The organism is Methanooceanicella nereidis (assembly GCF_021023085.1).
Classification (GTDB): Archaea; Halobacteriota; Methanocellia; order Methanocellales; family Methanocellaceae; genus Methanooceanicella; species Methanooceanicella nereidis.
The window spans coordinates 53770-78716 of record NZ_PGCK01000011.1; the positions used below are offsets into that span (position 1 = coordinate 53770).

The 24947-nt window shown below is 40.5% G+C and carries 25 protein-coding genes and 1 tRNA gene; 15 read left to right on the plus strand and 11 right to left on the minus strand.

Translation table 11 applies throughout. From position 1 onward, the window contains the following. Positions 1–79: 79 nt before the first annotated feature. Together cysS and CUJ83_RS12580 are read right to left on the minus strand one after the other, a co-directional pair. Positions 80–1507 carry a cysteine--tRNA ligase gene (gene cysS / locus CUJ83_RS12575; protein WP_230742672.1) on the minus strand — a complete coding sequence of 476 codons (1428 nt, stop codon included), beginning with the start codon at positions 1505–1507 and terminating at the stop codon, positions 80–82. A 232-nt stretch (positions 1508–1739) separates the two neighbouring features. After that, positions 1740–2381: a TVP38/TMEM64 family protein gene (locus tag CUJ83_RS12580; protein WP_230742760.1), complete on the minus strand. Its 642-nt coding sequence runs from the start codon at positions 2379–2381 to the stop codon at positions 1740–1742. A 145-nt stretch (positions 2382–2526) separates the two neighbouring features. Here CUJ83_RS12580 and CUJ83_RS12585 point away from each other — a divergent pair, with 145 nt between their 5' ends. The 6 genes from CUJ83_RS12585 to CUJ83_RS12610 all read left to right on the plus strand — a co-directional run bounded on the left by CUJ83_RS12585 (position 2527) and on the right by CUJ83_RS12610 (position 6146). Then, entirely contained in the window at positions 2527–3039 is a 513-nt protein-coding gene (locus tag CUJ83_RS12585; protein ID WP_230742673.1) for a hypothetical protein, read from the plus strand. 15 nt (positions 3040–3054) lie between these two features. Then, on the plus strand, positions 3055–3471 hold the full coding sequence (locus CUJ83_RS12590) for an NUDIX domain-containing protein (RefSeq protein ID WP_230742674.1): 417 nt from the start codon (positions 3055–3057) through the stop codon (positions 3469–3471). An 89-nt stretch (positions 3472–3560) separates the two neighbouring features. Continuing rightward, positions 3561–4376, plus strand: a complete 816-nt coding sequence (locus tag CUJ83_RS12595) for a peptidase MA family metallohydrolase (protein WP_230742675.1) — start codon at positions 3561–3563, stop codon at positions 4374–4376. 47 nt (positions 4377–4423) lie between these two features. Then, positions 4424–5086: a hypothetical protein gene (locus CUJ83_RS12600; RefSeq protein WP_230742676.1), complete on the plus strand. Its 663-nt coding sequence runs from the start codon at positions 4424–4426 to the stop codon at positions 5084–5086. Positions 5087–5308: 222 nt separating this feature from the next. Next, positions 5309–5692 carry a non-histone chromosomal MC1 family protein gene (locus tag CUJ83_RS12605; RefSeq protein WP_230742677.1) on the plus strand — a complete coding sequence of 128 codons (384 nt, stop codon included), beginning with the start codon at positions 5309–5311 and terminating at the stop codon, positions 5690–5692. 286 nt (positions 5693–5978) lie between these two features. Continuing rightward, positions 5979–6146: a KGG domain-containing protein gene (locus CUJ83_RS12610; protein ID WP_230742678.1), complete on the plus strand. Its 168-nt coding sequence runs from the start codon at positions 5979–5981 to the stop codon at positions 6144–6146. A 361-nt stretch (positions 6147–6507) separates the two neighbouring features. On the opposite strand, the gene CUJ83_RS12615 is transcribed toward CUJ83_RS12610, so the two are convergent. Further along, a tRNA-Cys gene (locus CUJ83_RS12615) sits at positions 6508–6580 on the minus strand. A gap of 281 nt (positions 6581–6861) precedes the next feature. Between CUJ83_RS12615 and sppA the strand changes: the two genes are divergently transcribed. Together sppA and pyrF are read left to right on the plus strand one after the other, a co-directional pair. Continuing rightward, the gene (gene sppA / locus CUJ83_RS12620) at positions 6862–7752 is read left to right on the plus strand and encodes a signal peptide peptidase SppA (RefSeq protein ID WP_230742679.1); all 891 of its coding nucleotides are present in this window, start codon (positions 6862–6864) and stop codon (positions 7750–7752) included. 152 nt (positions 7753–7904) lie between these two features. Continuing rightward, positions 7905–8555, plus strand: coding sequence for an orotidine-5'-phosphate decarboxylase (pyrF, locus tag CUJ83_RS12625; RefSeq protein ID WP_230742680.1), 651 nt, complete (start codon positions 7905–7907; stop codon positions 8553–8555). Positions 8556–8689: 134 nt separating this feature from the next. Here the strand turns inward: pyrF and CUJ83_RS12630 are convergent, their stop codons facing one another. Beyond that, a complete protein-coding gene (locus CUJ83_RS12630; RefSeq protein ID WP_230742681.1) occupies positions 8690–9019 on the minus strand; it encodes a hypothetical protein in 330 nt (109 codons plus the stop codon). A 176-nt stretch (positions 9020–9195) separates the two neighbouring features. Between CUJ83_RS12630 and CUJ83_RS12635 the strand changes: the two genes are divergently transcribed. Continuing rightward, positions 9196–9834 carry a hypothetical protein gene (locus CUJ83_RS12635; RefSeq protein ID WP_230742682.1) on the plus strand — a complete coding sequence of 213 codons (639 nt, stop codon included), beginning with the start codon at positions 9196–9198 and terminating at the stop codon, positions 9832–9834. 15 nt (positions 9835–9849) lie between these two features. Here the strand turns inward: CUJ83_RS12635 and CUJ83_RS12640 are convergent, their stop codons facing one another. Further along, on the minus strand, positions 9850–11667 hold the full coding sequence (locus CUJ83_RS12640) for an amino acid permease (protein ID WP_230742683.1): 1818 nt from the start codon (positions 11665–11667) through the stop codon (positions 9850–9852). A 12-nt stretch (positions 11668–11679) separates the two neighbouring features. Beyond that, positions 11680–12417: a mechanosensitive ion channel domain-containing protein gene (locus CUJ83_RS12645; protein WP_230742684.1), complete on the minus strand. Its 738-nt coding sequence runs from the start codon at positions 12415–12417 to the stop codon at positions 11680–11682. Positions 12418–12527: 110 nt separating this feature from the next. On the opposite strand from CUJ83_RS12645, the gene CUJ83_RS12650 reads away from it, so the two are divergent. Beyond that, entirely contained in the window at positions 12528–14348 is a 1821-nt protein-coding gene (locus CUJ83_RS12650) for a YgiQ family radical SAM protein (protein ID WP_230742685.1), read from the plus strand. A 1-nt stretch (position 14349) separates the two neighbouring features. Here CUJ83_RS12650 and CUJ83_RS12655 read toward each other — a convergent pair whose 3' ends face one another. Further along, complete coding sequence (locus CUJ83_RS12655) at positions 14350–14922, minus strand: YkgJ family cysteine cluster protein (protein WP_230742686.1); 573 nt, start codon at positions 14920–14922, stop codon at positions 14350–14352. Positions 14923–15114: 192 nt separating this feature from the next. Further along, positions 15115–15957: a site-specific tyrosine recombinase/integron integrase gene (xerA, locus tag CUJ83_RS12660; RefSeq protein WP_230742687.1), complete on the minus strand. Its 843-nt coding sequence runs from the start codon at positions 15955–15957 to the stop codon at positions 15115–15117. A 622-nt stretch (positions 15958–16579) separates the two neighbouring features. Between xerA and CUJ83_RS12665 the strand changes: the two genes are divergently transcribed. Then, complete coding sequence (locus CUJ83_RS12665; protein ID WP_230742688.1) at positions 16580–17254, plus strand: pentapeptide repeat-containing protein; 675 nt, start codon at positions 16580–16582, stop codon at positions 17252–17254. A 109-nt stretch (positions 17255–17363) separates the two neighbouring features. Here the strand turns inward: CUJ83_RS12665 and CUJ83_RS12670 are convergent, their stop codons facing one another. Next, positions 17364–18104: an MJ1433 family protein gene (locus CUJ83_RS12670; protein WP_230742689.1), complete on the minus strand. Its 741-nt coding sequence runs from the start codon at positions 18102–18104 to the stop codon at positions 17364–17366. Between the two features lie 80 nt (positions 18105–18184). Between CUJ83_RS12670 and CUJ83_RS12675 the strand changes: the two genes are divergently transcribed. Beyond that, a complete protein-coding gene (locus CUJ83_RS12675) occupies positions 18185–18829 on the plus strand; it encodes a phosphoribosylanthranilate isomerase (protein ID WP_230742690.1) in 645 nt (214 codons plus the stop codon). Between the two features lie 142 nt (positions 18830–18971). Beyond that, a complete protein-coding gene (locus CUJ83_RS12680) occupies positions 18972–19202 on the plus strand; it encodes a hypothetical protein (RefSeq protein WP_230742691.1) in 231 nt (76 codons plus the stop codon). A gap of 30 nt (positions 19203–19232) precedes the next feature. On the opposite strand, the gene CUJ83_RS12685 is transcribed toward CUJ83_RS12680, so the two are convergent. Beyond that, a complete protein-coding gene (locus CUJ83_RS12685; protein WP_230742692.1) occupies positions 19233–19754 on the minus strand; it encodes a tetratricopeptide repeat protein in 522 nt (173 codons plus the stop codon). 186 nt (positions 19755–19940) lie between these two features. Between CUJ83_RS12685 and CUJ83_RS12690 the strand changes: the two genes are divergently transcribed. Beyond that, positions 19941–22628, plus strand: a complete 2688-nt coding sequence (locus tag CUJ83_RS12690; RefSeq protein WP_230742693.1) for a PEP/pyruvate-binding domain-containing protein — start codon at positions 19941–19943, stop codon at positions 22626–22628. A gap of 2 nt (positions 22629–22630) precedes the next feature. Continuing rightward, positions 22631–23542 (plus strand): DUF7064 domain-containing protein, encoded by a 912-nt coding sequence (locus CUJ83_RS12695; protein WP_230742694.1) that lies wholly within the window; start codon positions 22631–22633, stop codon positions 23540–23542. Between the two features lie 66 nt (positions 23543–23608). On the opposite strand, the gene CUJ83_RS12700 is transcribed toward CUJ83_RS12695, so the two are convergent. Next, positions 23609–24862 carry an MFS transporter gene (locus CUJ83_RS12700; RefSeq protein WP_230742695.1) on the minus strand — a complete coding sequence of 418 codons (1254 nt, stop codon included), beginning with the start codon at positions 24860–24862 and terminating at the stop codon, positions 23609–23611. Positions 24863–24947 lie beyond the last annotated feature (85 nt).

Genomic DNA, 24947 nt, shown 5'->3' on the forward strand with positions numbered 1-24947 from the left:
GTGAGGTTCGTATCTACCTGCCATCCGAAAAGAACAACACAAAAAACATCACACAAAAAAAGCCGATGAACTGAAAAAATTAACTTTCTATTCGTTTGATCTTTACGCCCTCTTTGCTGTCCTCGAGTAAAATGCCAAGTTCCTTTAACCTGTTTCTGATCAGATCAGAGGTCTCGAAATCTTTTTTCTTCCGGACCTCCTCGCGAATATCCACTATGAGTTTTAAAAGCTCTGTAGTCATAACGTCCTCGCTTACCACTGTCCATCTAATGCCAAGGATCTCAGAGTACGTAGTATACAGGTCTTTTATTTTCTCCCATCTTTCAACGGGCATATCACCGGAGGATAGCCAGCGATTAACGTCCCTCGTAAAATCGAACATCTCGGCTATAGCTTCGCGGGTATTAAAGTTATCATTCATTGCCGATTCAAACTTTTCCAGGCTTTCTTTAAGCCTCCCCGAAACTTCATCAGCGCTTATCAATGCCATTTCCGGCCGTGGTTTAGCTATCCTGTTATCGATCTCCGAAAGCGTGTTCTGTATCCTGTACAGGCTTCTTTTAGCTTCTTCGAGCCCCATATCACTGAAATCAAGAGGGCTCTGGTAATGCGTAAAAAGAACAAAAAACCTGATCGTCTCAGGCGAAAACTTATTTAGCACTTCTTTGATCGTGAAAAAGTTGCCCAGTGACTTAGACATTTTTTCTTTATTTATCGTTAAAAAACCGTTATGTATCCAGTATTTTGCGAACGGCGGCTTATTAGTATAGGCTTCGGACTGCATTATCTCAGACTCATGATGCGGGAATATGAGGTCCATACCTCCGCCATGTATGTCGATCTTTTCGCCCAGCAGCTTAATGGCCATAGCAGAACATTCAATGTGCCATCCGGGCCTTCCCTTACCCCACGGGCTATCCCAGGCTATCATCTCTCCGGGTTTTGATGCTTTCCAGAGCACGAAATCCATAGGGTTTCTTTTACGCTCGTCCACTTCAAGCCTTGCTCCGACTTTTAGTGCATCGTACGATTGATGCGATAAGACCCCTATCTCGCTTTTCATGCTGTCTATGCTGAAATAAACACTGCCATCCGATACATAGGCGTTCCCGTGATCTATCAGCTTCTCTATCATCTTTATTATCTCGCCGATATGATCGCTAACCTTCGGATGTTGATCCGCCCTCATCACGTTTAGCTTATCCATATCTTCAAAATATGCCTGTATGAATTTTTTTGAAAGATTAAGAGGATCGGCACCCAGTTCATTCGCCCTTTTGATTATCTTATCGTCGATGTCAGTAAAATTCTGGACATATATGACATTGTAGCCTTTATGCTTCAGGTATCTTCTTATTACGTCAAAAACGATATATGAGCGGGCATGACCCATATGACAGTTATCGTAAACGGTCGGTCCGCAAACATACATCTTTACGTTCTTACCATCTAATGGCACGAATTCCTCAACGCTTGAAGTCAGCGTGTTATAAAATCTCAAGGCCATTTTATTCACCGGTTCGATTAAACTTTACAAGTTATTATTTATAACAACATAAATTTATAGTCACCCATTTTTGTCAATGACATCAAAGTGGCGATACCATTATTACAGCAGGTTCAAAGATCCTCGGTTTTTTGGTGATATATACAATAGTGACTCTAAATATTTGATCTAAATGTTGGACTTTAATATGGTTTTTAGTTCGCTAAACAGGAATGATATCTTATTGATCTAATCATTCCGGTAATATTTTTTTTATAAATTTCGGAAGCACTATCACGATAATGACAAGGACAATGCTCATATAAAAAGTGGCTGACCCCATGTTCGTAAGGCTGCTCCCGAGCATCGTCAATGCGAAAGCACCCGGAAATGCGCCTATTATACTGCCTTTTACATAATGGTCGATTTTAACGCTTGACGCTCCCGCAAGATAGCCGACCACATCATATGGGATTACAGGTATGATCCTCATTATTGCGACATAATATACGCTATTTTTTTCAAAGCTGTTGCGTAAGCCGATAAATCTTTCTTTTATACGCCCTTTCACATAATCCCGGAAAATATATCGTGATATGATATAGGTCAAAGTAGCGCTCAATAAAAGCCCTAGCATAGAATAGAACAGGCCGTAGAACATGCCAAATAAGAAACCTCCGGCGACAGTGAACGGCGTGACAGGCAAAAATAAGAAAGGCCTGATGATGTGGATAAGGATATACACGGCTATGGCGAATATGCCAAAAGCCAGGACAAATTGTTTTATACCTTCGGGAGTTATATTTTTGTATGCGCTTATGATGTGTTCCGGGCCTAAAAATAATGCCAGTATTAAAAGCGTCAGGGCCCAGGCAGCTATAAGTGCCGCTCTCATGCTATACAACGTCCTGAAATCCACGAAATGTAGTTGTATAAAATATTATATATATGAGTCGGTCGTTAACTAAATGTCTTTATAAAAAATATGGCTCACTAGAAACTATTTAGGAGATTAAACCGATTTATTTTTGGAGGTAGCCTTGTCGCATCCGCTGGAAGCATATTTTTGCGAGACCAAGAACGGGAACATACCTGATGAAAAGGCAAAGGATACTTTAAAAAGCCTGGTGAACGATGACAGGCTTATAAAAGATGTTTGCTCTATTTTTAACGAATACAATAACGTGGATACTGTATGCTATGCGGTCGGAAAGCTATACGATGTTAATGGCGAATCCTACGGGTGCATCACCATATTATCCGAGGACGTCTTCGCGCTGATAGGAAAGGAAGATCTTGAGCAGTCCCAGGAGAGATTTAACCATATACTTATCGGCTCCTATCTTGAGTACAAAAAGTATGGCAAAGACCTCGGACAGGAAGTCTTCGAGACATGGGATGAGTATGTGGATATTATTATGTCTAAGAACTTTTTATCGCTATATGAAAACGGCGTAAGAGCTAAACTCATACATAATACGAGCATAGCGAATACCAGCATGCCAGTGGTCGTATTTATATTATACCAAAATTATGATGTTATATACGGATAGTTCAGCGGTTTTAATATGATCCCGGGAAAAGATTTTGTCGGCGTCGGTGTCGGCGCAGTGATAGTTCGTGATGATAAAGTCCTGATGCTGTTGAGATCGGACAAATGCAGGAATAACGTCAACAAATGGACCATACCCGGAGGAATGGTCGAGCCGTTTGAGAAGCTGGAGGACGCGATCGTGCGCGAGATAGCCGAGGAGACCGGATTGCTCATCGAGTCTCTGTACCCTTTAATAGTATCCGATAGGGTATTTGACGAACAGCATTGGGTCAGCATATTATACGAGGCATGCGCGAATGGCGAGCCGGTAAATAAAGAGGCTGAAAAACATATACGCATAGAGTGGCTGAGCCTGAACGATCTTCCTGAAAATATTACCCGCCCAAGTAAAGACGCCATCCTGGCTTATTTAAACAGGCACAAGTTATAAAGTATCTTTTTATTACTTTTGCTTAATTTACATTTAAATCGCGATTTTTTGTATTATTTGATTTATAAATCGAATCCATATTCATATTCATGAAGTGGATGGCGATTGGGTGCATACTATTATTGATGAGTGCCGGTGTGGCTACAGGTGCTTCTAGCGGCAAGGCTCATTTCTCTATTTCTTACAAGGGCAGCTGGCAAAACTTTAATCCGGTGAATCTCGGCAGCGTGCTTGAAAGGTCATATAATGAGATCGATTATTATCTCGGTACATGTCCCGAGGATATAAAGGTCGTGATAATCAAGAAAAAAGAGATGGATAAGCTGGGCGAATACGTGGAGGCATTTTCTGCATGGAATAAAAAATCGAGTGCGATCGTAATAAGAGAGGAGACCCTGGATGACCCCGATTCGCTCGAGGTCGTGGTAAAACATGAGCTATGCCATCTTGGCCTTAATAATATTTTGGCGTCGAAGGAAGGCAAAGGGTTCGAATGGATGGAAGAGGGCATTTGCATGCTGCTGTCAAAGGAGCCGCTCGATGATGGTAAGGTCTCAAGGTCTATCATGAAAAACGGGTTCCTGACATATCGCGAGATAGCGAAATCGGTCGACAGTGATGAATATAGCGTGACAAAGAATGGATACATACAGTCTTACAGCCTGTGCAAATATATCGCGACAAAATTCGGGGTTAAAACGCTTATCGATATCTTTAAGCATCCGGGTCCTGACTTTGAGGATGCGTTTAAAGATAGTACAGGTGTCGATTTTTCGCGAACCTATAAAGAGTGGCAATACAATGTCATGGCGAGTTCTGCCAGGGATAGCAGAAGCGGCGTTAATTTCCAGCGTTCAATCGACCTGAATCTTTTAGGTGAATGGGATGAGATAATGGCCCGGTAAATTTTAAGTCCTAATAAGTCCTTGCATTAACTTGAAACCGGACGGATATGATGATAAAGATAGAATTCCCCCATAAGACCTACTCGGAAAATAAGATCAAGATAAAGCAGATCATAAAAAAATACGGTATGTCATGGGACGATAAAAAGAGCGGATGGGTCAATGAAGCCACCGGTGATGGCGTATACATAGATAAAAGCGTTATTGAGATGATACTGAACGACTCATTCTCGGATAAAATGCCTATGACCCTGTTTATCAGGTCGGATAACTCTGATTTTATTAAGGAAATGGAAGCAAAATGTAATGCGATCGGCGGAATATTCGTTCCGGATCAGTCCTCTTATGAAGCTCCTGAAAAACCAGTAGAGCAAGAAAGACATGTTGAAAGCTTGAATGATGACCTTAAAACATGTGATGTTTTTGTAAAGCTAAATATGCGGGATCATCGAGACTGTAACCATCCGGCATTTCTTGAAAAGGCATATACCGACCTTCAGGACATAAGCGGAAGGTGGGACCGGCGCAAAGAACAACTGGTGTGGGAATGTTCGCGTCTGGGCATGGATAGGTCTGTGATGAATGAACATTTACAGAGAGAAGAGATCATTTTTAGAAAGAATAACGCGTGCTGGATAACAGGAGAGTTCCCTTCCGATAAAAAATCCGCGAACATTGACGTGATAGTGACAGATGAGCAGGCTGAATAATCATCATCCGAAAATCGTTGTACATCACTTTTTTAGCTAAAAAAACGGCATATAGAAATATCTTCGTATTTTTAGAAACAAAACATTATTATACAGAATAATTTATATTTTAAACAAAAAAGTGCATCGGCACTATTTTTTAAGAAAACAAGCATGGAAAATAAATTAAAGAAAATGGTTATATATAAGTCAGTTTTATAGTAATAAAAAGGGGAGAAAGATATGAAAAGAAAAGCAACTAAGAAGACACAGACTAGAGAGAAGAAGAACTTCGGCCTTATAAGCGATAAGGGCGATGAGATAGGGACGTTCAGCGGTGCACAACCCAGGGATGCCGCTTTAAAGGCGGCAAACAGGGGATACACTAACATCGTTCTCAGAGAGAAGGGCACTAAAAAGCTTCACTATTTCACCGGCAAAAAAGAGCTGGTGCCGGTGCCCAAGAGCGCGCCTTCGTGGATAAAGGAATCCGCTAAAAAGAAAGGCGGTAAGATCAGCAAAGCCAATGTCTCTAAGGTCGGTATAGCGAACCTGGAGTACAGCGAACTGGCAAGGAACCCAAAGGAGCTTTTTAAGGTACCTAAGGTCAAGGCATCCAAGAAATGAACTAAAAATCACACAATTCTCAGATACTTTTTTCTTTTTCTCTAGTTTTTTTTGGCATACAGTTATAAACTACTGGGTAGATTTTGTTTCATTGAAGTATGTGACATAAAACAGGGCGCTCTATGCTTTATATATTGTCATGTCACTTTTTTGATAATTGATAGATCTATTGTTTTCAAAAGCCATTACATGATTTTCGTTTGTTCGGTTATAACTATGCTATTTCGTGATTAATTCGGCATAGATTGATTAATAAGTAATATATATGGCTTTATTAGTGATGTTTATGGCAAAAAAGGAATCGAAAGGAGAAATCAGTGTAAGAGAAGCGGGAAGACGTGGTGGCACAACTACCAAGGAAAGGCATGGACCAGAATTCTATAAGCAGATCGGCCACAAAGGCGGCCAAAAAGTCAAGGAGCTTATAGAAAGAGGCAAAGCTGCCGAGAAGTAAGTGCCATAACACAGGCTTGACCTATCAGCGCATATTACGCTGAATAAATGTAGGGGATGATTTTTTTCTTTTATTAAAATTTTTGTAAGTAGGGTCTTATAACTACAAATGACTAATTATTAAACGTAATATTTAATATAAAGAATAGATTTGGATAATTTCTTTGTATCGAATCACAAAGGTTAAGTACTAATACGAATATTATTGGTTTGTTCCATAGCATACTAAAAGCCTATTGAAAAATGGCTTAAACACGATGCGGCGGGAAATATCCAGCATGCCCGCCGCATAAGTGGTTTGAAAGGAACAAGACATGTTTTTATTATCATACGATCAAGCACATTGACCGGTCATTGAAAAGTGCAGGGAGGGTGAGTTGAACACCCACAAAACAGATCTGCAGTCTGCCGCATTAGCCGCTCTGCCATCCCTGCATGTGTAATATAAAGAATAAAGTACTGATATACTGCATTTTATTTATATTTGTCGATTGATATAAATTTTATTATTCGTTTAATAATACTACCTATTATCTCTGACAATATAATAGCTTACCATAATAACTTATTATATTTTATAAAATTCATCGCTATTTTAATGATAGCTGAGTGGAACGAAATATAATTACACATACATTTGGATTATAATTCATTAAATAGACAAATATAAAAACATTTATTATATATATAACCCTTTATTTTTATGGGGTGGTTTATTGAGCCTGAAGGATTTATTATTTTCATCCGATGAGAGACATAAGCTGGCTTTTCCGGCGATCATTCTCTTTAGCATAGTAATACTGATCGCACTGGCATTGATAGCTTTTAACGGTTTTAGTCAGTCGGATACGTTAAAAGATGCTATAAAGAGCAGTAAGATAATGGGTAAAATTGGGCTTGTAAAACAAAACAAGATAGCGGTCATATATATTGATGGCACTATGGTCTCTGATAAGTCATCCAGCGGCGGTGCAGCGTGTTACTCAAGCGATGTGGTGCGCAATCTGATTAAAGCTTCCGAGGACCCGGAAGTAAAGGCGATCGTTTTAAGGGTCAACTCACCCGGAGGGACACCTGTGGCTGCTGAAGAGATCATATTCCAGATGCAGAAAACAAAAAAGAAAAAGCCAATCGTAGTTTCGATGGGGGACATAGCCACTTCAGCGGCGTACTATGTATCATCGCAGGCTGACAAAATAGTGGCAAACCCGGACACTTTCACAGGAAGCATTGGCGTTATCTGGGTGTTCAAGAATAAAACAAAATACTATGATGAGGAAGGCATCAATTTCTACATAGCAAAATCCGGGGACTATAAAGATGTAGGCTCCGACTGGAGAGGATTGTCCGAAGAGGAAAAAAATTATGTCCAGGACATCATCGACGAAAGCTATGAACGGTTCGTATGTAATGTGGCCTACGGCAGGAATCTGTCAGTGGATGATATAAAAGCGATAGCGGACGGCAGGGTCATTACCGGATCCAAGGCCAAAAAAGTCGGACTTGTGGATGAGATCGGCGGCCTGTATGACGCTGTGTACCTTGCAAAAGAACTGGCTAAAGTGGACGGTAAGATAACAGTCCTTTTTATGAATGAGCCGGACTAAAACAGGCATATGGGAGAATTAACGCCGGTATCCCGGGATATCGGCTATATTCCCATATACGATTAATTTTTTATAATGTTGTCAAAAATCTTTATGTGCTGTTAAATAGCTTAAGATTAAATACTCTATATCCTATTTATGGTTGAGATAACATGACGATAGTTCCTGATTCAAGACTTATCATCGCCCTGGACGTCACAGACAGAGAAGAAGCGCTTCAGATCTCCAGGAAAATAGGCGGTCTCGTCGATGCGATAAAAGTAAATTACCCATTGATATTATCCTGCGGCCTCGGCATCGTGCCGGAGATCAAAAAATATGCGAATGTCATAGCAGACTTTAAAGTGGCTGATATCCCTAACACGAACCGGCTCATATGCGAGGAGACTTTCAAGGCCGGCGCCGATGCCATCATATGCCAGGGCTTTGTAGGGAACGATAGTGTTAAAGCGTGTGTCGATGTTGCGGCACAATTCGGCAAGGAAGTATATGTTGTGACCGAGATGAGCCATCCCGGCGCTATTGATTTTATACAAAAGCATGCTATGGATCTTGTGGACGTCGCGATAAAAAACGGGGCGTCAGGCATAATTGCGCCCGCGACCAGGCCTGAGAGGTTATCCGAGATAAAAAGGAGATCAAAGGACTTAAAGATACTTTCTCCGGGAGTCGGTGCACAGGGGGGCGATGCCCGTACCACTTTAGACGCAGGGGCCGATTTTATCATAGTGGGAAGAAGTATATATAATGCAAAAGACCCATATCAAGCAGCGATAGACCTGATAGGACAACTGCGCCGATGATGACAAAAATATCCTGATCAATGATGATCCCTATGAGTACTGAGGCTATGCAGTTTCATTAATACTGTCAGTACTTTGATCGTTATCGGCCGGATCAAATATTTTTTTTATTTTTCCATACCGTCGGATAGTCATCACGCATTAAGGTTAATAAAATACTTAAGATACAGATAACCCAGGAATATGATAATGCTGATAATCAACAAAAAAGCGTCCAGATATCCTCTATCCTTTTTGGACATCCGGTATTTAGGCTTATATAATTCCCCGCGGATAGTGAGACCGCTGTATGTTATCAATACAAGGGCAGTGGGCACATCGATCCACGAGTGAATGGCCTGGACCAATACCTGTTCAATAATACCGCTAGAGCCCAGATTGCTGACCATTAATTCAACGGTCACATAGATGACCAGTAACACGCCGGATATCTTTCTTACATAGTCAAGGCTGCGCCTGGCCATATTTATATTATCACCTATATACAATTAGTACCTTAAGGCTTTAAAACTTATTGGCTTAGATAATATGGGATAATATCAGTTTAATCAATTATTTGAAAAAACTTTTTTAAAAAGTCAAAGATTGCGTTTAATATTTTGATTAAATATATCGGCATTCTACGCCTATTATTACCGGGATGGATAACTTGAAAAAAAGCGTGAATTTCCTCATTATCTTATTATTGACGGGCTCGTTCATGCTAAGTTCATGCGCTCTTTCAGTTAATATGCAGATCATACAGGAAGAGAGATATCAAGGCATCATCGAACCGGCACCGGTTTATGCCGTAGAGACCCTGGACAATTCCAAAATAATATTTTTGGAGCATAATTTACTTGCCAATGGTACGGTGGTTAAAGGAGATGCATATTTCAGGACCGTCGATTTCCCGAATTACTGGTTCAACGAAAACACGAGACAGCTAAATGGAAACATAGACTTTCCGATCAACGATTCATTAACGCTTGTATTCGGGGATATACTGACACTGACTGGCAATTTTGGCGCCGGCACCGGAAACAAATTATACGGGATCTATTCATTGCCCGTTAAAGCAAATGAAGCGACAGTTTATTCGGTCGACCTGTTCGGAAGGATAACCCTCAGCATAAATAACAGGATGATAATTTTAGCTCCAGGGCAATCATATTCCTATACCCGGAACGAGACTTTAAAAGACAGGAACGCCACAATAGATATTTCCTATACGCACACTTATATAAACAAAGGCATACTGGATAAAAATAACATCAGGACGAGCATGGTCGCGATATGACCATATAAGATAATATTATGCTGCCTGCTGCGATTCAATTTTACCCGAGAAAGCGTTCCTGACTATCAGTATGGGCACATCAATGTTCTTGCGTATCTCGTCAACGGTCGGGGAAGGTTTACCTTCGAGCTTACCAAGGATCACGACCTTGACATTATGAGTCTCTATATAGCGTATTATGCCCGATGCAGCTTCTCTTGCGGCCTTAAACTCTACATGGACGTCTATGCCGCTTCCTTTGAACCATTCTTCGAACGTCTCGATCTCCTTTTTCTTTTGAAGGACCATCTCCTCCGGCAGGTCTTCCCAGAGAGGTACCAGAGTAGGTGTCTCGACGATGTTTAATATAGTGACGCTGCACTTGTATTCTTTTGCAAGGTTGGTGGCGATGTCGATAATATGTCTTTCATGCGGCATTAGTTTGAATGACATCAATATTGTCGGCTCACGCTCGTCTATCTTTGAAACCGCAAGCACTTCTTTTTCAGGTATCCTGTGAATTTCCTTATTCGCGAACCGCGTATTTATCACATATATCAGCATGCCGATCGCTATCCATGATACTCCGACGATCAGGGTGATCCTCTGTGGTAAAATAACGGCGCATAAAGAGAAAGCGCAGGCTACGAACCCTATCAAGCCGGTCAATGGCACCTTGTAATGTTTCTTACGGAAATTAATATCGAATACGAAAGGCACCCTGAACATGGAGTCAAAATCCGCGTTCTTTAAGGCGATAAATGACAGGTTGATCAAAATATATGCGATCAGGGCACCAAATGCATATATGCCCGATAATATTTCCACCTTGACGAATATCAGGGGTATGGCAAGTGCCGGGAAAATTATCACGGTGAACCAGGGGGTCTTATATTTCGGGTGAGTCCAGCTTAAGATCTTCGGAAGCAGGTTATGTTTGGATAAGGAATACATAACCCTTGACGCGCCTATGATACCGGTGTTTGCAGATACGACGCAGACCAGGAATCCGGTGATACCGGTGATGAGCACAAGTGTCTCGCCATATACAGGTATTTCTTTTGCGAACGCTACCAGAGCATTTTCTTTATTTTCCGAAAGTGTTTCCCATCCGACCGAGCCGACGGACAGTACTGAAAGCAATAAACAGAAAGTGACGACCAGTATTATAACGACCTTGATCGCTTTTGGAATGGTGTGGCTGGGACGCTTGGTCTCCTCCGCCGCCTGTGTGATGGATTCTATGCCTATGAAGGCGATAGAGCTAAGGCCGATGGCATATGCGAAATTTGTCCATGTGCTCTGCTGCTGGAACTCAAGGGCCTGGCTTATCAACCTGTCCGTATTGAACAATAGCATGTAAGCAAGGATGCTGATTACGATAATAAGAAATGTCGCGAACACCGTAAGGATATTATTCAAAAAAGCGCTTTCGGCGATGCCCAGCAGGTTTAGTATGATCAATAATACGATGACGCCGGCAGCGATGAAATATACGTACTGGATATCCAGATGCAATACCTGATTAAGATAGAATGAGCCTACGATAGTGAATAACGCTATATCCAGGATATAAGCCAGTATCAAACCCCATCCTGATACAAAACTCCAGAACTTGCCGAAGGCTTTTCTGGTAAAAGTCGACGCGCCGCCAGCCACAGGGAAAGCCGAGCCCAGTTCCGCGTATGCAAGTGCGGTGCATACATAAAGTATAGCCCCGATGAAGAACGCGACAGGAGTAAGGCCTGCTGCAAAAGCGGCTATTATACCGATCGCGATAAAGATATCCGCACCTACGTCTGCAAATCCCATCGCCAGAACGGAAAAAAAGGTCAGGTTCCTGCTCAATTTCATGATATTATTCACCTAATCGGATACGAACTCGCCCCTTACGATATTTAGCGCCTTATGCAGGTTTGATGTATCGTTCGATATGGATGCCGCGTCTTCGAGATTGATCGTCACTGCGAATCTCATGCCCTCCGGAGTCTGGCTATGCAGTATCTTCGCCCGCCTGTACCCGAAAATGTCCAGCTCTTCTGTGATACGGGAATATACTTTAGTAATATCCTGTTCCTCGACATTAACGGTAAAAGACTCCTGAAGTTTGATATAATCAGCTTTAGTATAATTGATCACCATAGATCTGACAATGATCTCATTCGGTATGCAGATTATAGAATTATCGTCGCGCCTTAGCATCGTGTAGAGGCTGCCGATCTTGAGGACCCTGCCTTTCTGGCCGATCACATCTATATAATCCCCTATCCCGAAGGCTTTGACGGTTAAAAGGCTTATTCTCGTAAAGAAATCTTTAATGAAATCCTTAGCGGTATAAAGTACGGTAATGGTTAATAGCGCCAGCATTACCAGTAGGAACATTGAATTGGTGATAATTATATAGACCAGTAGCGTAATGCCGACATATATTATAAGAACGGTGAATATCAACCGCATTGATTCTTTTGTGTCATCCGGGTATTCTACAAAAATATGTTTCACTACCCAGTCAGAGATCAATTTTGCAATTATCGATACTAAGATTATACCGATGATCAATACGATCTTATCGGTCTGGAAAGCCATGTCCCCGATCTCAAGCACGATAGTCACCAAGACATTATAAGTACATAACTTTTATGTTTTTGTCATTATAAGATATACGTATTGATTATTATTAAAAACATTTTTCTATAATCACGTCTGCATTTACCATGATGAAAAAACCTCGACGCTGTAAATTTTTACCGGTATCAAGGGAAGAGATGAACGCTCTGGGATGGGACGAGTGTGACATAGTGCTGATTAGCGGAGATGCATACGTAGACCATCCATCCTTCGGTGTCGCAATGATAGGCAGAGTGCTCGAGGATGCAGGATATAAGGTCGGCATTATCCCTCAGCCAGATATCAAAGATAAAAGCTCTTTTACCATACTCGGAGAGCCGCGATTTTGCTTTGGAGTATCATCGGGTAACGTCGATTCAATGGTCAGTAATTATACCGCAAACAGGCGTATCAGGTCGGAAGATGACTATAGCCCGGGAGGCAGAGGAGGAAAAAGGCCGGACCGCGCGGTAACAGTTTATTGTAACAAGATAAGGGAGACCTATAAGGAAAAGCCGATTATCATCGGCGGTATAGAGGCCAGCCTGAGACGTTTCGCCCATTATGATTACTGGGACGACCGGGTAAGGCAATCAATACTCGCTGACGCTCCGGCTAGCATGATAGCTTACGGGATGGCAGAAAAACCCATGATAGAGATCATGAAAGGGCTGGAAAAAGGCGATGACATAAGCGAGCTTACAAATATCCGGGGAACGGTCTATAAGACCAGGGAGATATCCAGACTTGAGGACTATGTGGAATTACCGGATTATAACGAAGTCTCAAAGAATAAGATATCCTTTGCTAACTCATTCAAAACTTACTCGGACGAACAGGACCCCATCCATGGAAAAACATTAGTACAGCGCCATCCGAAGACGATAATTGTCCAGAATACCCCTTCCTACCCCTTGACAACTGAGGAGATGGACAATATCTATGAACTGCCATATGCAAGAAAACAACACCCGTCATATAAAGAAGAGATCCCGGCTTTAAGGACAACCCTATTTTCTATAACCAGCCACAGGGGATGTTTCGGAGGCTGCTCTTTTTGCGCCATCGCAAATCACCAGGGGAGAATTATACAGAGCAGAAGTAAGGGTTCCATAATAAATGAAGCAAAACTGCTTACTAAAATGCCCGAATTCAAGGGAGTTATCACTGATGTCGGCGGACCTACGGCTGACATGTATATGATGGGATGCGCAAAACAGGCAACTCAGGGTACATGTAAAGACCGTATGTGCCTTTATCCGGAACCTTGCCCGAACCTGAAAAGAGATCATGAACATATAGTACAGCTCTTAAAAGCTGTAAAAAGCGTACCGGGAGTGAAAAAAGTCTTCATAGGCTCAGGGATAAGATACGACCTGGCTATGCTTGATGAAAGCTACCTATACGAGATATGCAAGAATAACATAAGCGGCCAGCTTAAGGTCGCGCCGGAACACGTCTCTAAAGAAGTCACGGATCTTATGTGCAAGCCTTCCATCGAGAGGTACAGGCAATTTGTGGAGAAGTATAGAGAGCTAAATAAAAAACTTGGAAAGGAGCAATATATAATACCATATTTCATATCGGGACACCCGGGAGCGACACTTGAGTGTGCCATTGAGCTGGCAGAGTATGTTCGCGATATGGGATATTATATAGAACAGGTACAGGATTTTACACCGACTCCGTCAACCCTTTCCGGATGTATGTATCATACCGAATATAATCCTTACACGGGGAAGAAAGTATACGTGCCAAAAAGCAAAGAAGAAAGAAGGATGCAGAGAGCGCTTTTACAATATAAGAACCCTGATAATTATGATCTGGTGAAAGAGGCGCTTATGAAGGCCGGCAGAAAAGACCTCATAGGCAATAGTGAAAAATGCCTTATCCCGAGGTCAAGGCCTCTCGGGTACAGGAGAAAATAGTTTAATTCTTTACCTTTGAATAATTATCCATCATCTTAAATATGCTGCTGCGGTTTTTCTTTATCAATAATATCCTGTATATGTATGGTTTTGCATTCTCGTAAGAAAAGGTATGGTAATTGCTATAGTATGCGGTCGTCAGTATCATAGAGACCATATAACTTTCTCTCGTTTGGTCATCCTCGTTTATCTTTTCTCCGGGCCTGATGCGCTGTATGGAACATGTCTGCGGCATCTTCGACTTCAGGTATTGTATGCTACCGAACATAGTGGATGGTGAGTTCTTACATATTCCGGGCTTTACAAAATTGATCGAGCATAGATTATCCTCGAGGAAACAGCACCCATCTTCACCCCTTTTAAGATATGGCATCGGAATATTGGTGTCTCCGCAGGGTACCTCTATACAATAATTACTGAAAAAGTCATCAGTGTCCATATTCAGGTAATCGCTTATCCGGTAAATATCATCAAGCGTCAAAGGTATCTGCTTGTTCGTCCTGCAGCAGTTACCGCATTGTCTGCATTCGAACTTTTCAGTGATATCCTGTTTTTTGATAATTTCCTGATACATAAGACGACCTTTTTAGATGCATAAGATGTATCGAATAACTAATCTTTGTTAAGATAGTTATGATAAATCGCTTGATTTTCTGCATTTATCACGAAACTAATACAATTTAAATAATTAAATTACTAAAATATTAGAGCAGTTATCTTAAGCAAGCAGTTATTGAAATATGCTGTCGATAATTTACACATTATGCTATTTACTCATAGGATGGGTGCGGCCGTACATCTCTTTGAGGTCATCCACACTATAATGAGTGTATATCTGAGTCGTGTTAAGGGATGTGTGGCCGAGCAGTTTTTGTATGGCGACGACATTGCCGCCGTTTTGTAGCATATGGGTTGCAAAGCTATGCCTGAGTTTATGAGGAGTTATCTTTTTATTGATGCCTGCTCGCGCAGCAAGCGATTTAATATCTCTCTGTATCGTCCTGGGAGTCAGGTCAAATAATTTTTCTTCCCCTTCCATTTTTGTACAATATTCCTGTAGATCCCCTACAAGGCTTTCAGGTATCAGGACTATACGTTCTTTTGCACCCTTGCCAAACACTTTTATTGTATATCTTTCAAAATCGATATCTTTCTTTTTTATGTTGACTAGCTCAGACACCCTCACACCCGTGGCATATAACATTTTTATTATTATTCTGTCCCTTGTTTCAATGGCTGTCGAGATAAGATCGTTTAGTTCGGATATAGTAAGATATACAGGAGCTTTTTTATCTATCTTTATATTATTGATGCCTTTTGTCGGATTAGCGTCGACATACTCGTTTTCCAGCAAAAAAGAGTAAAATGATTTTATGACGCTCAAAATATTGGAAACAGTAGTCCTTGAAAGGTTTTTCTCGAACATCAGGTAGTTCAAATACCTGATTATTTCCGGACGTTTAACTGTATTAAGAGGCCTTCCGATAAATTTCTTAAAATTGTTCAGGATCAGGTTATACTGCTTGATCGTACCAGGACTTGAAGATAATCTTTTTTCATCGATGAATAACTCTACCTGGTTCATATATCTTCCCTGCCTTATACCCATATTAATTAAAGTGATAACATATTTTAAAACTTGCCGGTTAACCAGTTGATATATTAAAGGATATGGTTATAGGCTAATAATATCCCATGTGAATTAACCAAATAATGCTTAATTCATAATGCTCCTGTTTAAGAGCTTATTTATGTCGTAAAATACCTATTTTGCGACATCATTATTTTTAACAGGTAAAACAGTAGGCATATCATTTTCAAGGATAATAATATTACATAATTATGAAAATAATTATCGAAAATTTACTTATTGAATAAAAAAATATATACAATATATTATACTAATTACCATAGTAAACGTAAGCCAATATACCTAGGGTAAACAGGCAATAAAAATATTAATAAAAATAATGATATTCTAAAAATATTATATGTAAATATTTAGATATGTATAATACATTATATACATATTATGTATTACTGTAATTTGTATATTAAGTATTATACATATTATATTAGACATTAATAAGCTTTTAATTACAATATAATAAAATAAATTATATCCTTGAAAAGTAGATGAGAGCTTTATCCTTTACCAGACAATATATTAGCCCAAGTTCAAGTTTATATACCAGAAAGTAAGATACTATTTGTATCATGGGGCTTTCAAAATGTTGACCGACGCGGAAATAAAACGAATGCAATTCTTATTACAATTAAGAGAGACTCATTTTACAGACGGCATCAGGAACATGGATTTCTCCGGCGCCGACCTGAATAAAGCGGATCTTCACGGCATGCAGCTCGTCAACGTTAACTTTGAAGGCGCCATACTTGACGGCGTAAACCTCTATGATTCCCAGCTCGTCAATTGTAATTTTAATAACACAAGCCTAAAACGTGCGATACTGAGGAAGTCAAGCATACTGGACTGTAGTTTTAAAAATTCTAAATTATCCCAATCAGATTTAAGTGATTCGGGGATATACAACTCCAGATTTATTGATACAGATATGCATTTTACGAAGCTCATAAATTCAAAGGTCGTTAATACTACATTTGAGAACTGCCTGTTCTCAAATTCCAATATATCAGGCATATGCATGACAGGCATAATAATGGACCGATGCGACCTTCAATATTCTATCATCGACAAATCATTCATCTGCGGATGCACATTAATGAACTCTAAATTTAATTATGCGTCACTGAACAGTGCCATAATATATGACAATAAGATCGAAAATTCTGATACAGAGAATGTTTTAATGCTTGATGCGAAAATTGACCAGAACTTCGCAAAATTAAATAATATAAGACAGATAGACGTTAAGATCATCACATAGACTAAGTTTTTTTAATGCGCCTGAAATTTTCTTATTATACCAATTAATTTTTAAAAAAAAATAAATCCTATCACAAAAAAAATATACGGCTACAAGATAACCGCATATATTATTTTACGATAGGGGAAGCAGACTGATCGAAAGGATTAGTCCTCATAGCCAGCGAGAACAGATAGGGGTAATTATTCTTCATATGCATCATATAATTAAGCCATTCTTTTACCAGTAATGTATATGCCCTTTTAATATCCCCTGCAAGATGTATATAGTCAGTATCCGGCAACCCTTTAAGGCTGGTTCTCGACTGCAGTTCCTCTGATAAATGGAAAACCGACCTTAAAAGCTCTGTAAATGTCTCATGCTCCAGCAATACAGGGTTTTCAAGCAGCCTTAACAGAAAATCCCTGTTTTGCAATAAAGTCTCATTTACCCTTTCTATGTCAATGTTTTTAATGTCGACATTATAGTCATATTTATTCAGTTTCTTCTTTACCCGGTTGAATTCCTCTTCTGTCCACTCATTTTTAATAATAAGTTCATTCTTGATCTTATCCAGGTTCGGGTCGTAATCGGAGAAATATACAAGCAGGTTAGTTCCAACTACACTATAGAACGCTCCAATGACCATGTTCAATTTTTCGAGCTTTTCACGCTTTTCACGTATTTCCAGTAACTGGTCGATTATCAATGTTACCAGAACAACTTCGAGCGGTATTAGTCCCAGATAGAACAAAACGTATTTAGAAAGGAAGTAGCTATCATGGAATATATATAAATGCAGGCCAAAGACTATTATGGTGAATATCAATAGTGCGGCTGCGATCCCTATTATCCAGTGGATTCGCTTCATTGTACAAAACCTCGGATCATTCAAATCATCTAATATATTATGGCTTAATTTAAAACCGTATCGATTAAGAGGTCTACGCTTTGAGAATAAAAGTATGCGGTATCCGGGACATTAATGATGCAATGACATCCATAAACGCGGGTGTCGACGCCATCGGATTCCTTGTGGGCATAACACATGAAGCAGAAGACCGGATTGAGATAATATCCGCAAAAAAGATCATTTCATCGTTGCCACCGTTCATAACATCTGTTGCCGTAACACATCTTCAGGACCCTTACGAGATCATAGACATCATGGAAGATACCGGCGCAAATGCAATACAGATACAGAATGATGTCACTCCGGAAACTATAGAGACCATAAAAGAACGGTCAACCGGTCAAAAGATAATTAAATGCATACATGTAACTGGGCCGGATTGTATTGAGAATGCGATGATATTTGACACTGTAGCCGATGCGTTGATACTTGATTCCAGGACGCCGGGAAGACTTGGCGGCACAGGTAATGTACATGACTGGAACATAAGCAAGGAGATAGTAAAGAAAGTAAAAAGCCCGGTAATACTTGCCGGCGGCTTAAATCCCGAAAATGTCAAAGAAGCGATAGAGAAAGTACATCCTTATGCAGTGGACGCAAATTCGGGACTTGAGAATAAAAACGGTTATAAGGACATCATTAAAGTGCGGGATTTTGTTAAAACCGCTAAATCTTTTTTATAAATGCAATAAACCAATATTATTCTTAATAACTACTAGAAAAATATATTTATCATGAATAATATTTATATATATTATTAGTATTTAGAAATTTGAAAACTAATATAAATAAAAAAATGAGTGTTAAAAAGGTGTATAAAACGTGATGGATCTTGAATATACATACGTTGAATGGTGTGATGAATTCGCAGGACATGTGATCGAAAGGATATATAATTGTATGGATTGCAATTATGTATTAAGACCTAGCGAACAGCGCCGCAATATAGTATCAAGGTCTATATTGTGTCCCAGATGCGGTAGCCCGAACCTGATGGTGACATTATGGGACCGCACGGAGAGTTGTGACTTTACGGCCTGGGAAAATGGCTGTTAGATCGCTATCATAGATTCAGAAAAATAAATTTTATGTTTTTCTTTTTTCCAACATTTTCAATTTTTCTTTTACCTCTAAGAAATCAGGATTAATCCTTTCTGCTTCTTTAAGCTCCTTTATCGCCTCATTTATCGATCCTTTCTCAGCAAGATGATTACCAAGGTTATAATGGGCTTCGTCAAAATCAGGTTCAAGTCTAATCGATTCCATAAATTCTTTGATCGCTTTATCTATCATGCCATTCTGCGAAAGAGCCAATCCGAGCTTGTTATGGTATTCTGCATTTTCAGGTTCAAGCGATATTGCTTTATTATATTCCATTATAGCATCTTCGAATTTTCTGCGCATATGAAATACAGTAGCTTTATTGTAATATGCTTCAGCATAATCCTGCCTTAGATTTATAGCGATATCAAACTCCTTAATTGCTTCTCGATAAAGACCTTTTTTACCCAGGGCGATACCGAGGCTATTATGCAATTCCGGCACATCAGGGTCTTTTTTTATAAGTTCAATATATTCTCTGATCGTCTCATCTATCTGGCTTATCATAAATTACTATACCCCAATAATATTATATTTTATTAATATATAAAAATTGCATTTAAATAAAGACATCTATTTTAGTGTAAAGCGGATCATATATTTATCAGGGCACTTGTTACCAAAAATCCTTTATAATATTTCCCTGCAATATTACAATTTTGTATATAGGTGTATTGAGAGATATTGATCATTATGGCGGGAAGTATAGATCACGATCATGAACATGGTCAAAGGGAACATTTTTTTAAAGATAAGGATAAAACTATTTTATTTTTAAACAATACAGAAAAAGAAGACATCAATAAGATCGGAGGTAAAGCGCTAAACCTTTCCATTTTGATAAAAGGAAAGTTTCCTGTGCCTGAAGGTTTTGCCATCACTGTTGACATTTATGAAAAATTTCTTTTCGAAAACGGATTAAAAGAAAAAATAATTAAACGCCTGGATAATTGTGATATAAGTAATGAGACAGAACTACAATCCTGTTCTGAAGAAATAATACAGTGGATAAACAATGGCCGCATACAGGAAGAAATTTTAAATGAAATCGAGAATACGATAAAGATCATCGACGACGATACCTTATGGGCGGTGCGCTCTTCTGCCGTGGCCGAGGATCTGCCTGAAGCATCATTTGCCGGCCAGCAGGACACATTTTTGAACGTGAGGAGAGAAGATGTGCCGGAATATGTTAAACGATGCTGGGCTTCGTTCTGGAACTTCAGGGCTATCGCATATCGGCATCAGGCGAATATACCACAGGTAGATTCCGGGATCGCTGTGGTTGTACAAAAGATGGTAGATGCAAAGATATCCGGCGTTATGTTCACCGCAGATCCCGTAAATCCCGTGAATGATAATATTATTATAGAATCTAGCTGGGGACTCGGTGAATCTATAGTTTCCGGCATAGTAAGCCCTGACAAATTTACCTGCGATAAAAAAACAGGCAATATCACAGGTAAAAAAGTCAACAAAAAAACTAAAGGCATATTTTTATCCATGGACGGCAAAGTCGTTGACATTGAAACGACAAGACAGATGTTACCGTCCCTGACAGAAAACGAGGCTAATAAGCTTGCGACGATAGGAATGGAAATAGAACGTTATTTCGGGTCCCCGCAAGACATCGAGTGGGCGATATCCGGGGAAGATATCCATATTTTACAATCAAGGCCTATCACGACTCTTGAAAAGAAAAATGAGACGTTATGGACAAGGGCATACGGTGATGAATACTGGGCGGATGTGACATCGCCTTTATTTTTCTCTCTGCTGGGCGAATATCTATCCAAATACGTTCTTGGCGAAGGAAATCAGATCATGGGATATCATGAGCTCAGAGATAAGCAGCTATTGAAACTTCACAAAGGGCATATCTACTTTAATTCCGAAGTGCTCGAGATAGTGTTCACATTTAATCCGAAGTTTTCAAGGACGAAAGAGCTGCTGAACTATTTCCCGGAAAAAGACCAGCCAAGGATACAAAATGCCCCTACGAAAATCTTCAGGAGGCTGCTGGCAGAGCTAAGGATCGCTATCCTTGACAGGGACGGTATGATAACAAAGACAAACGATGCCTACAACAAATGGGCTGAAAATTATATTTATGTGATGAAGAGATATGACGCCCTCGACCTGAAAGAGTTATCCGACGCAGAGCTTTATGACGAATATAAAAATATGGAAAACGCGTTCATAAAACATTTCCGGCTGATACGTTACGGGATGGTCACACACAGCATCGGCACCAACTTAATGATAAAAAGATGGCTTACGGACTGGCTCGATGATAAGTCCGGCCAGCTGTATTCCGGGCTTATATCAGGGCTCAAGGAGAACAAGACCATACAAACCAATATCGCGATCTGGAAGGTCTCAAGAGCGATAAGGGAATGCTGCGATGATATCGATCAACTGTTGAAAGAAGATCACAATAGCTTCATTGACAGGATTCATACCGATCCCACGATGAAAGAAGCGTCTTTAAAATATGACGAGTTCATCAGGGAATACGGCCACAGGTCCCATACAAGGGAAATCTATTTCCCGAGATGGGCGGATGACCAGTCCCTAATCGTCGACGTGCTTAAAGCATTATTATCATCTCAGGATCTTGACCTGGTAAAAATCGAAAAGGAAAAGATCCAGGAAAGGCTAAGTACGGAGAAAGACGTTCTTGATAAAGTTTCTAAGCTTAAGTTCGGCTTCTTTAAAAGGGCTATCTTTAAGATAGTGTTAAAATATGCCCAAACTTACCTCATATTCCGTGAAAACCAGAGATTCTACCTGGACCATATCCTGTTCAGAGAAAGAAGGCTGTTCATGGAATATGGGAGAAGGTACGCTGAAAAAGGGATCATCGACGATATTGAAGACATATTTTTCCTGTCGAAAGAGGAAATTTTCTCTATAGGGCGCGGAGAAAAATCCCCTGAAAAAGAAGTCATAAGATACAGAAGATCGGAATTTGAGAAATATAAGGATATATTGCCGCAAAAATTCCTGAAGGGTAAAACGGAATTTGACGATACCGTGATACATGATGAAAATATAATGAGGATCACAGGAACATCCGCAAGCCCGGGTATAGCAACAGGCATCGTGAGAGTCGTTGAATCGATTAAAGAATTGTCAGTTGTAAAAGAGAATGAGATCCTTGTTACGTCAAACACCGACCCGGGATGGACGCCGGTATTCTCAAAACTCGCAGGGCTTATCACTGAAACGGGCGGCATACTCTCACACGGCGCGGTCGTGTCGCGCGAATATGGCATACCTGCAGTGACAGCTGTAAAAAATGCTAGAAAGCTACTGAAAACCGGACAAAAGGTCACCATAGACGGAAACGACGGCATAATATACATAATGGAGAAATGATCATGCACACTGACATTATACACGAATACGGTGAACACACAGAATGGAACGAGAGCTTCTATTTCAGCTTTTACGATAAACAAAAAGACATATGCGGGTTCATGAGGATAGGGCTGAAACCCAACAAGAATGAAAAAAGTGTTTTCTGCTTTTTTATGATGCCCGATAATAACCTGGTAGGCATAAAAGACAATGGCACCTATGATACTAATGAACTATCGGTTAAAGGTTTAAGTTTTAAGATGGTCAAACCGGAAAGATCATGGAATATTACATATTCGGGGATGATGGGGAAGATCATAGGAAAAACCGCAGAGCCGGTAAAAGTATCGTTTTCATTTGATTATGAAACTTTAAATGACGTTTTCAATTATAGAGAGTGCGTAAGCGGCATTAAAGAGGAAATATCGCAATGCGTGGCATCCGAGCACCTGGAACAATTCGGAAGCATGAAGGGCAAGCTTGTCATAGGCAATAACGAATACATGATAAACGGGCTTGGAGAGAGGGACCATTCCTGGGGTATCCGTGACTGGAACGCGCCGAAGATGTGGATATGGCTGACTGCGCAATTTTCGGAGAACTGTGCTCTCAATGTTACAAAACTCGTTGTGGAGCAGGGAGAAGTTGATGCCGGTTTCATACACATTGACGGGACGAACATACCGCTGGACGCCGCAAAGATCGATACTATCTATAACGAAGACGGAAGCCCTAGGTCTTTTGCGATGGTGCTTACGGATAAAGAAGGCAAAACATATGATGTTAATGCGAATATCATTAAAAATGCCATGCTGCCATTTGTAAGCCAGGACGGTAAGAACATTTCAGTCATGCACGAGACCCTGGCAAAATATGAATTCAACGGCCTGGAAGGGTACGGCATAGCAGAGTACCTTGTCAGAAAATCCTGAGCTTTTTCCCCATATTTTTTTATTTTTCAGTTCGGATGATCTGACCAGAAAAATAAAATGACCGTATCATAGCCTTATAGGAGGCTTCACGGTCACTTTTTCTTTTTCATTGACGATACCGCCATTCTTTGCCAGGTAAGATATCACGAACGCTCCTACGATAGATAAGAAAGCTGTACCGATATATGGCAATCCGGTATATATGTTAAATGCAAATCCGCCTACAGGGGGACCGAGTATTCTCCCGAGGCTGCTAAAAGAGCCTAAAATGCCCATCACAGCACCCTGGTTTTCGCTATCGGTGCCCTTTGAGACCAGCGAGTTCAGGCAAGGGTTCGCCAGACCGCTTCCCACGACGATAAGGCAAGTGTACAGCACAAGCGTCTCAAGACCTGATGCGAAGATCAAGAAACCGAGTCCAACGGCAACAATGATCAGTCCTGCGATAATAGTCTTTTCCTCGCCGAATCTCAGGATCAATTTACCCACAAGCACACCCTGTACTATGATACCCATGATGCCTATGAACGTGAATACAATGGCCATGACGCCCGGACCTGTCATCGTTATGCTGCCGTTAAAGAAAGGAATATCCGATGATTCCTCTGAAAGCCCGAACTTATCCATCACAAAGAACGCGAACGTGCCGTCTATGCATGCCCCTGCGAAACTTATGAGCAGCATCAGCAGGAACAATGCGCCTAAAGGTGTTTTTAAAGCCGCGATCATTGATATTTTATCAACGCTTTTATTCCCGGGGTTAAATGAGCGTGATTCGGGAAGAAGGATAAACGTAAGTACCATCGTGAATATGGCCACGCCTGCCGCCCCGAAGAATGGCGCCGACAGGCCCCATATTGTCAATACGCCGGATATGGCCGGTCCGAAAATTATGCCGAATCCAGAAGCCGCCCCCATAAGACCCATCAAACCTCCCCTCTCGGAAGGTTTTGTGATGTCGGCGATAAATGCTAGCACCGAGGGCCATATGCCGGCAGACAGGGCCCCTCCTATCAGCTCGGATACGAATAACATCCATAACGCTGTAGATAACCCGGTTATAGTAAATGAAAAGCCAAACCCGAATAGACCTATCATCATCACGGGTTTTCTGCCGATCTTATCGGATACTCTTCCCCAGAACGGGGCGCATACGAATTGCATGACCGAGAATGTGGCCATAAGAAGGCCTAACTCAAATGCGGTAGCGCCGAGATTCCCGGCATAATAAGGCATTACCGGTATGATAATACCGAATCCTAATGTAAATATGAACATTGATAATGCAAGGATAATCACTTGCTGTGATCTTACTTCCATAATAAATCACTTGCTTTAAATAAAATTCCCCGATAAATACCTTTCGTAGTATAACGGATTATACTTGTTTTTTAATCCTTAAAAC

Coding starts and splice junctions, on each gene's coding strand:
- CUJ83_RS12590 (WP_230742674.1), top strand. CDS start 3,055: ATGATCCCGGGAAAAGATTTTGTCGGCGTCGGTGTCGGCGCAGTGATA.
- cysS (WP_230742672.1), bottom strand. CDS start 1,507: ATGGCCTTGAGATTTTATAACACGCTGACTTCAAGCGTTGAGGAATTC.
- CUJ83_RS12700 (WP_230742695.1), bottom strand. CDS start 24,862: ATGGAAGTAAGATCACAGCAAGTGATTATCCTTGCATTATCAATGTTC.
- CUJ83_RS12600 (WP_230742676.1), top strand. CDS start 4,424: ATGATGATAAAGATAGAATTCCCCCATAAGACCTACTCGGAAAATAAG.
- CUJ83_RS12695 (WP_230742694.1), top strand. CDS start 22,631: ATGCACACTGACATTATACACGAATACGGTGAACACACAGAATGGAAC.
- CUJ83_RS12690 (WP_230742693.1), top strand. CDS start 19,941: ATGGCGGGAAGTATAGATCACGATCATGAACATGGTCAAAGGGAACAT.
- CUJ83_RS12655 (WP_230742686.1), bottom strand. CDS start 14,922: ATGTATCAGGAAATTATCAAAAAACAGGATATCACTGAAAAGTTCGAA.
- CUJ83_RS12630 (WP_230742681.1), bottom strand. CDS start 9,019: ATGGCCAGGCGCAGCCTTGACTATGTAAGAAAGATATCCGGCGTGTTA.
- xerA (WP_230742687.1), bottom strand. CDS start 15,957: ATGGGTATAAGGCAGGGAAGATATATGAACCAGGTAGAGTTATTCATC.
- CUJ83_RS12680 (WP_230742691.1), top strand. CDS start 18,972: ATGGATCTTGAATATACATACGTTGAATGGTGTGATGAATTCGCAGGA.
- CUJ83_RS12640 (WP_230742683.1), bottom strand. CDS start 11,667: ATGAAATTGAGCAGGAACCTGACCTTTTTTTCCGTTCTGGCGATGGGA.
- CUJ83_RS12610 (WP_230742678.1), top strand. CDS start 5,979: ATGGCAAAAAAGGAATCGAAAGGAGAAATCAGTGTAAGAGAAGCGGGA.
- CUJ83_RS12635 (WP_230742682.1), top strand. CDS start 9,196: ATGGATAACTTGAAAAAAAGCGTGAATTTCCTCATTATCTTATTATTG.
- CUJ83_RS12665 (WP_230742688.1), top strand. CDS start 16,580: ATGTTGACCGACGCGGAAATAAAACGAATGCAATTCTTATTACAATTA.
- CUJ83_RS12595 (WP_230742675.1), top strand. CDS start 3,561: ATGAAGTGGATGGCGATTGGGTGCATACTATTATTGATGAGTGCCGGT.
- CUJ83_RS12670 (WP_230742689.1), bottom strand. CDS start 18,104: ATGAAGCGAATCCACTGGATAATAGGGATCGCAGCCGCACTATTGATA.
- pyrF (WP_230742680.1), top strand. CDS start 7,905: ATGACGATAGTTCCTGATTCAAGACTTATCATCGCCCTGGACGTCACA.
- CUJ83_RS12580 (WP_230742760.1), bottom strand. CDS start 2,381: ATGAGAGCGGCACTTATAGCTGCCTGGGCCCTGACGCTTTTAATACTG.
- CUJ83_RS12650 (WP_230742685.1), top strand. CDS start 12,528: ATGATGAAAAAACCTCGACGCTGTAAATTTTTACCGGTATCAAGGGAA.
- CUJ83_RS12685 (WP_230742692.1), bottom strand. CDS start 19,754: ATGATAAGCCAGATAGATGAGACGATCAGAGAATATATTGAACTTATA.
- CUJ83_RS12605 (WP_230742677.1), top strand. CDS start 5,309: ATGAAAAGAAAAGCAACTAAGAAGACACAGACTAGAGAGAAGAAGAAC.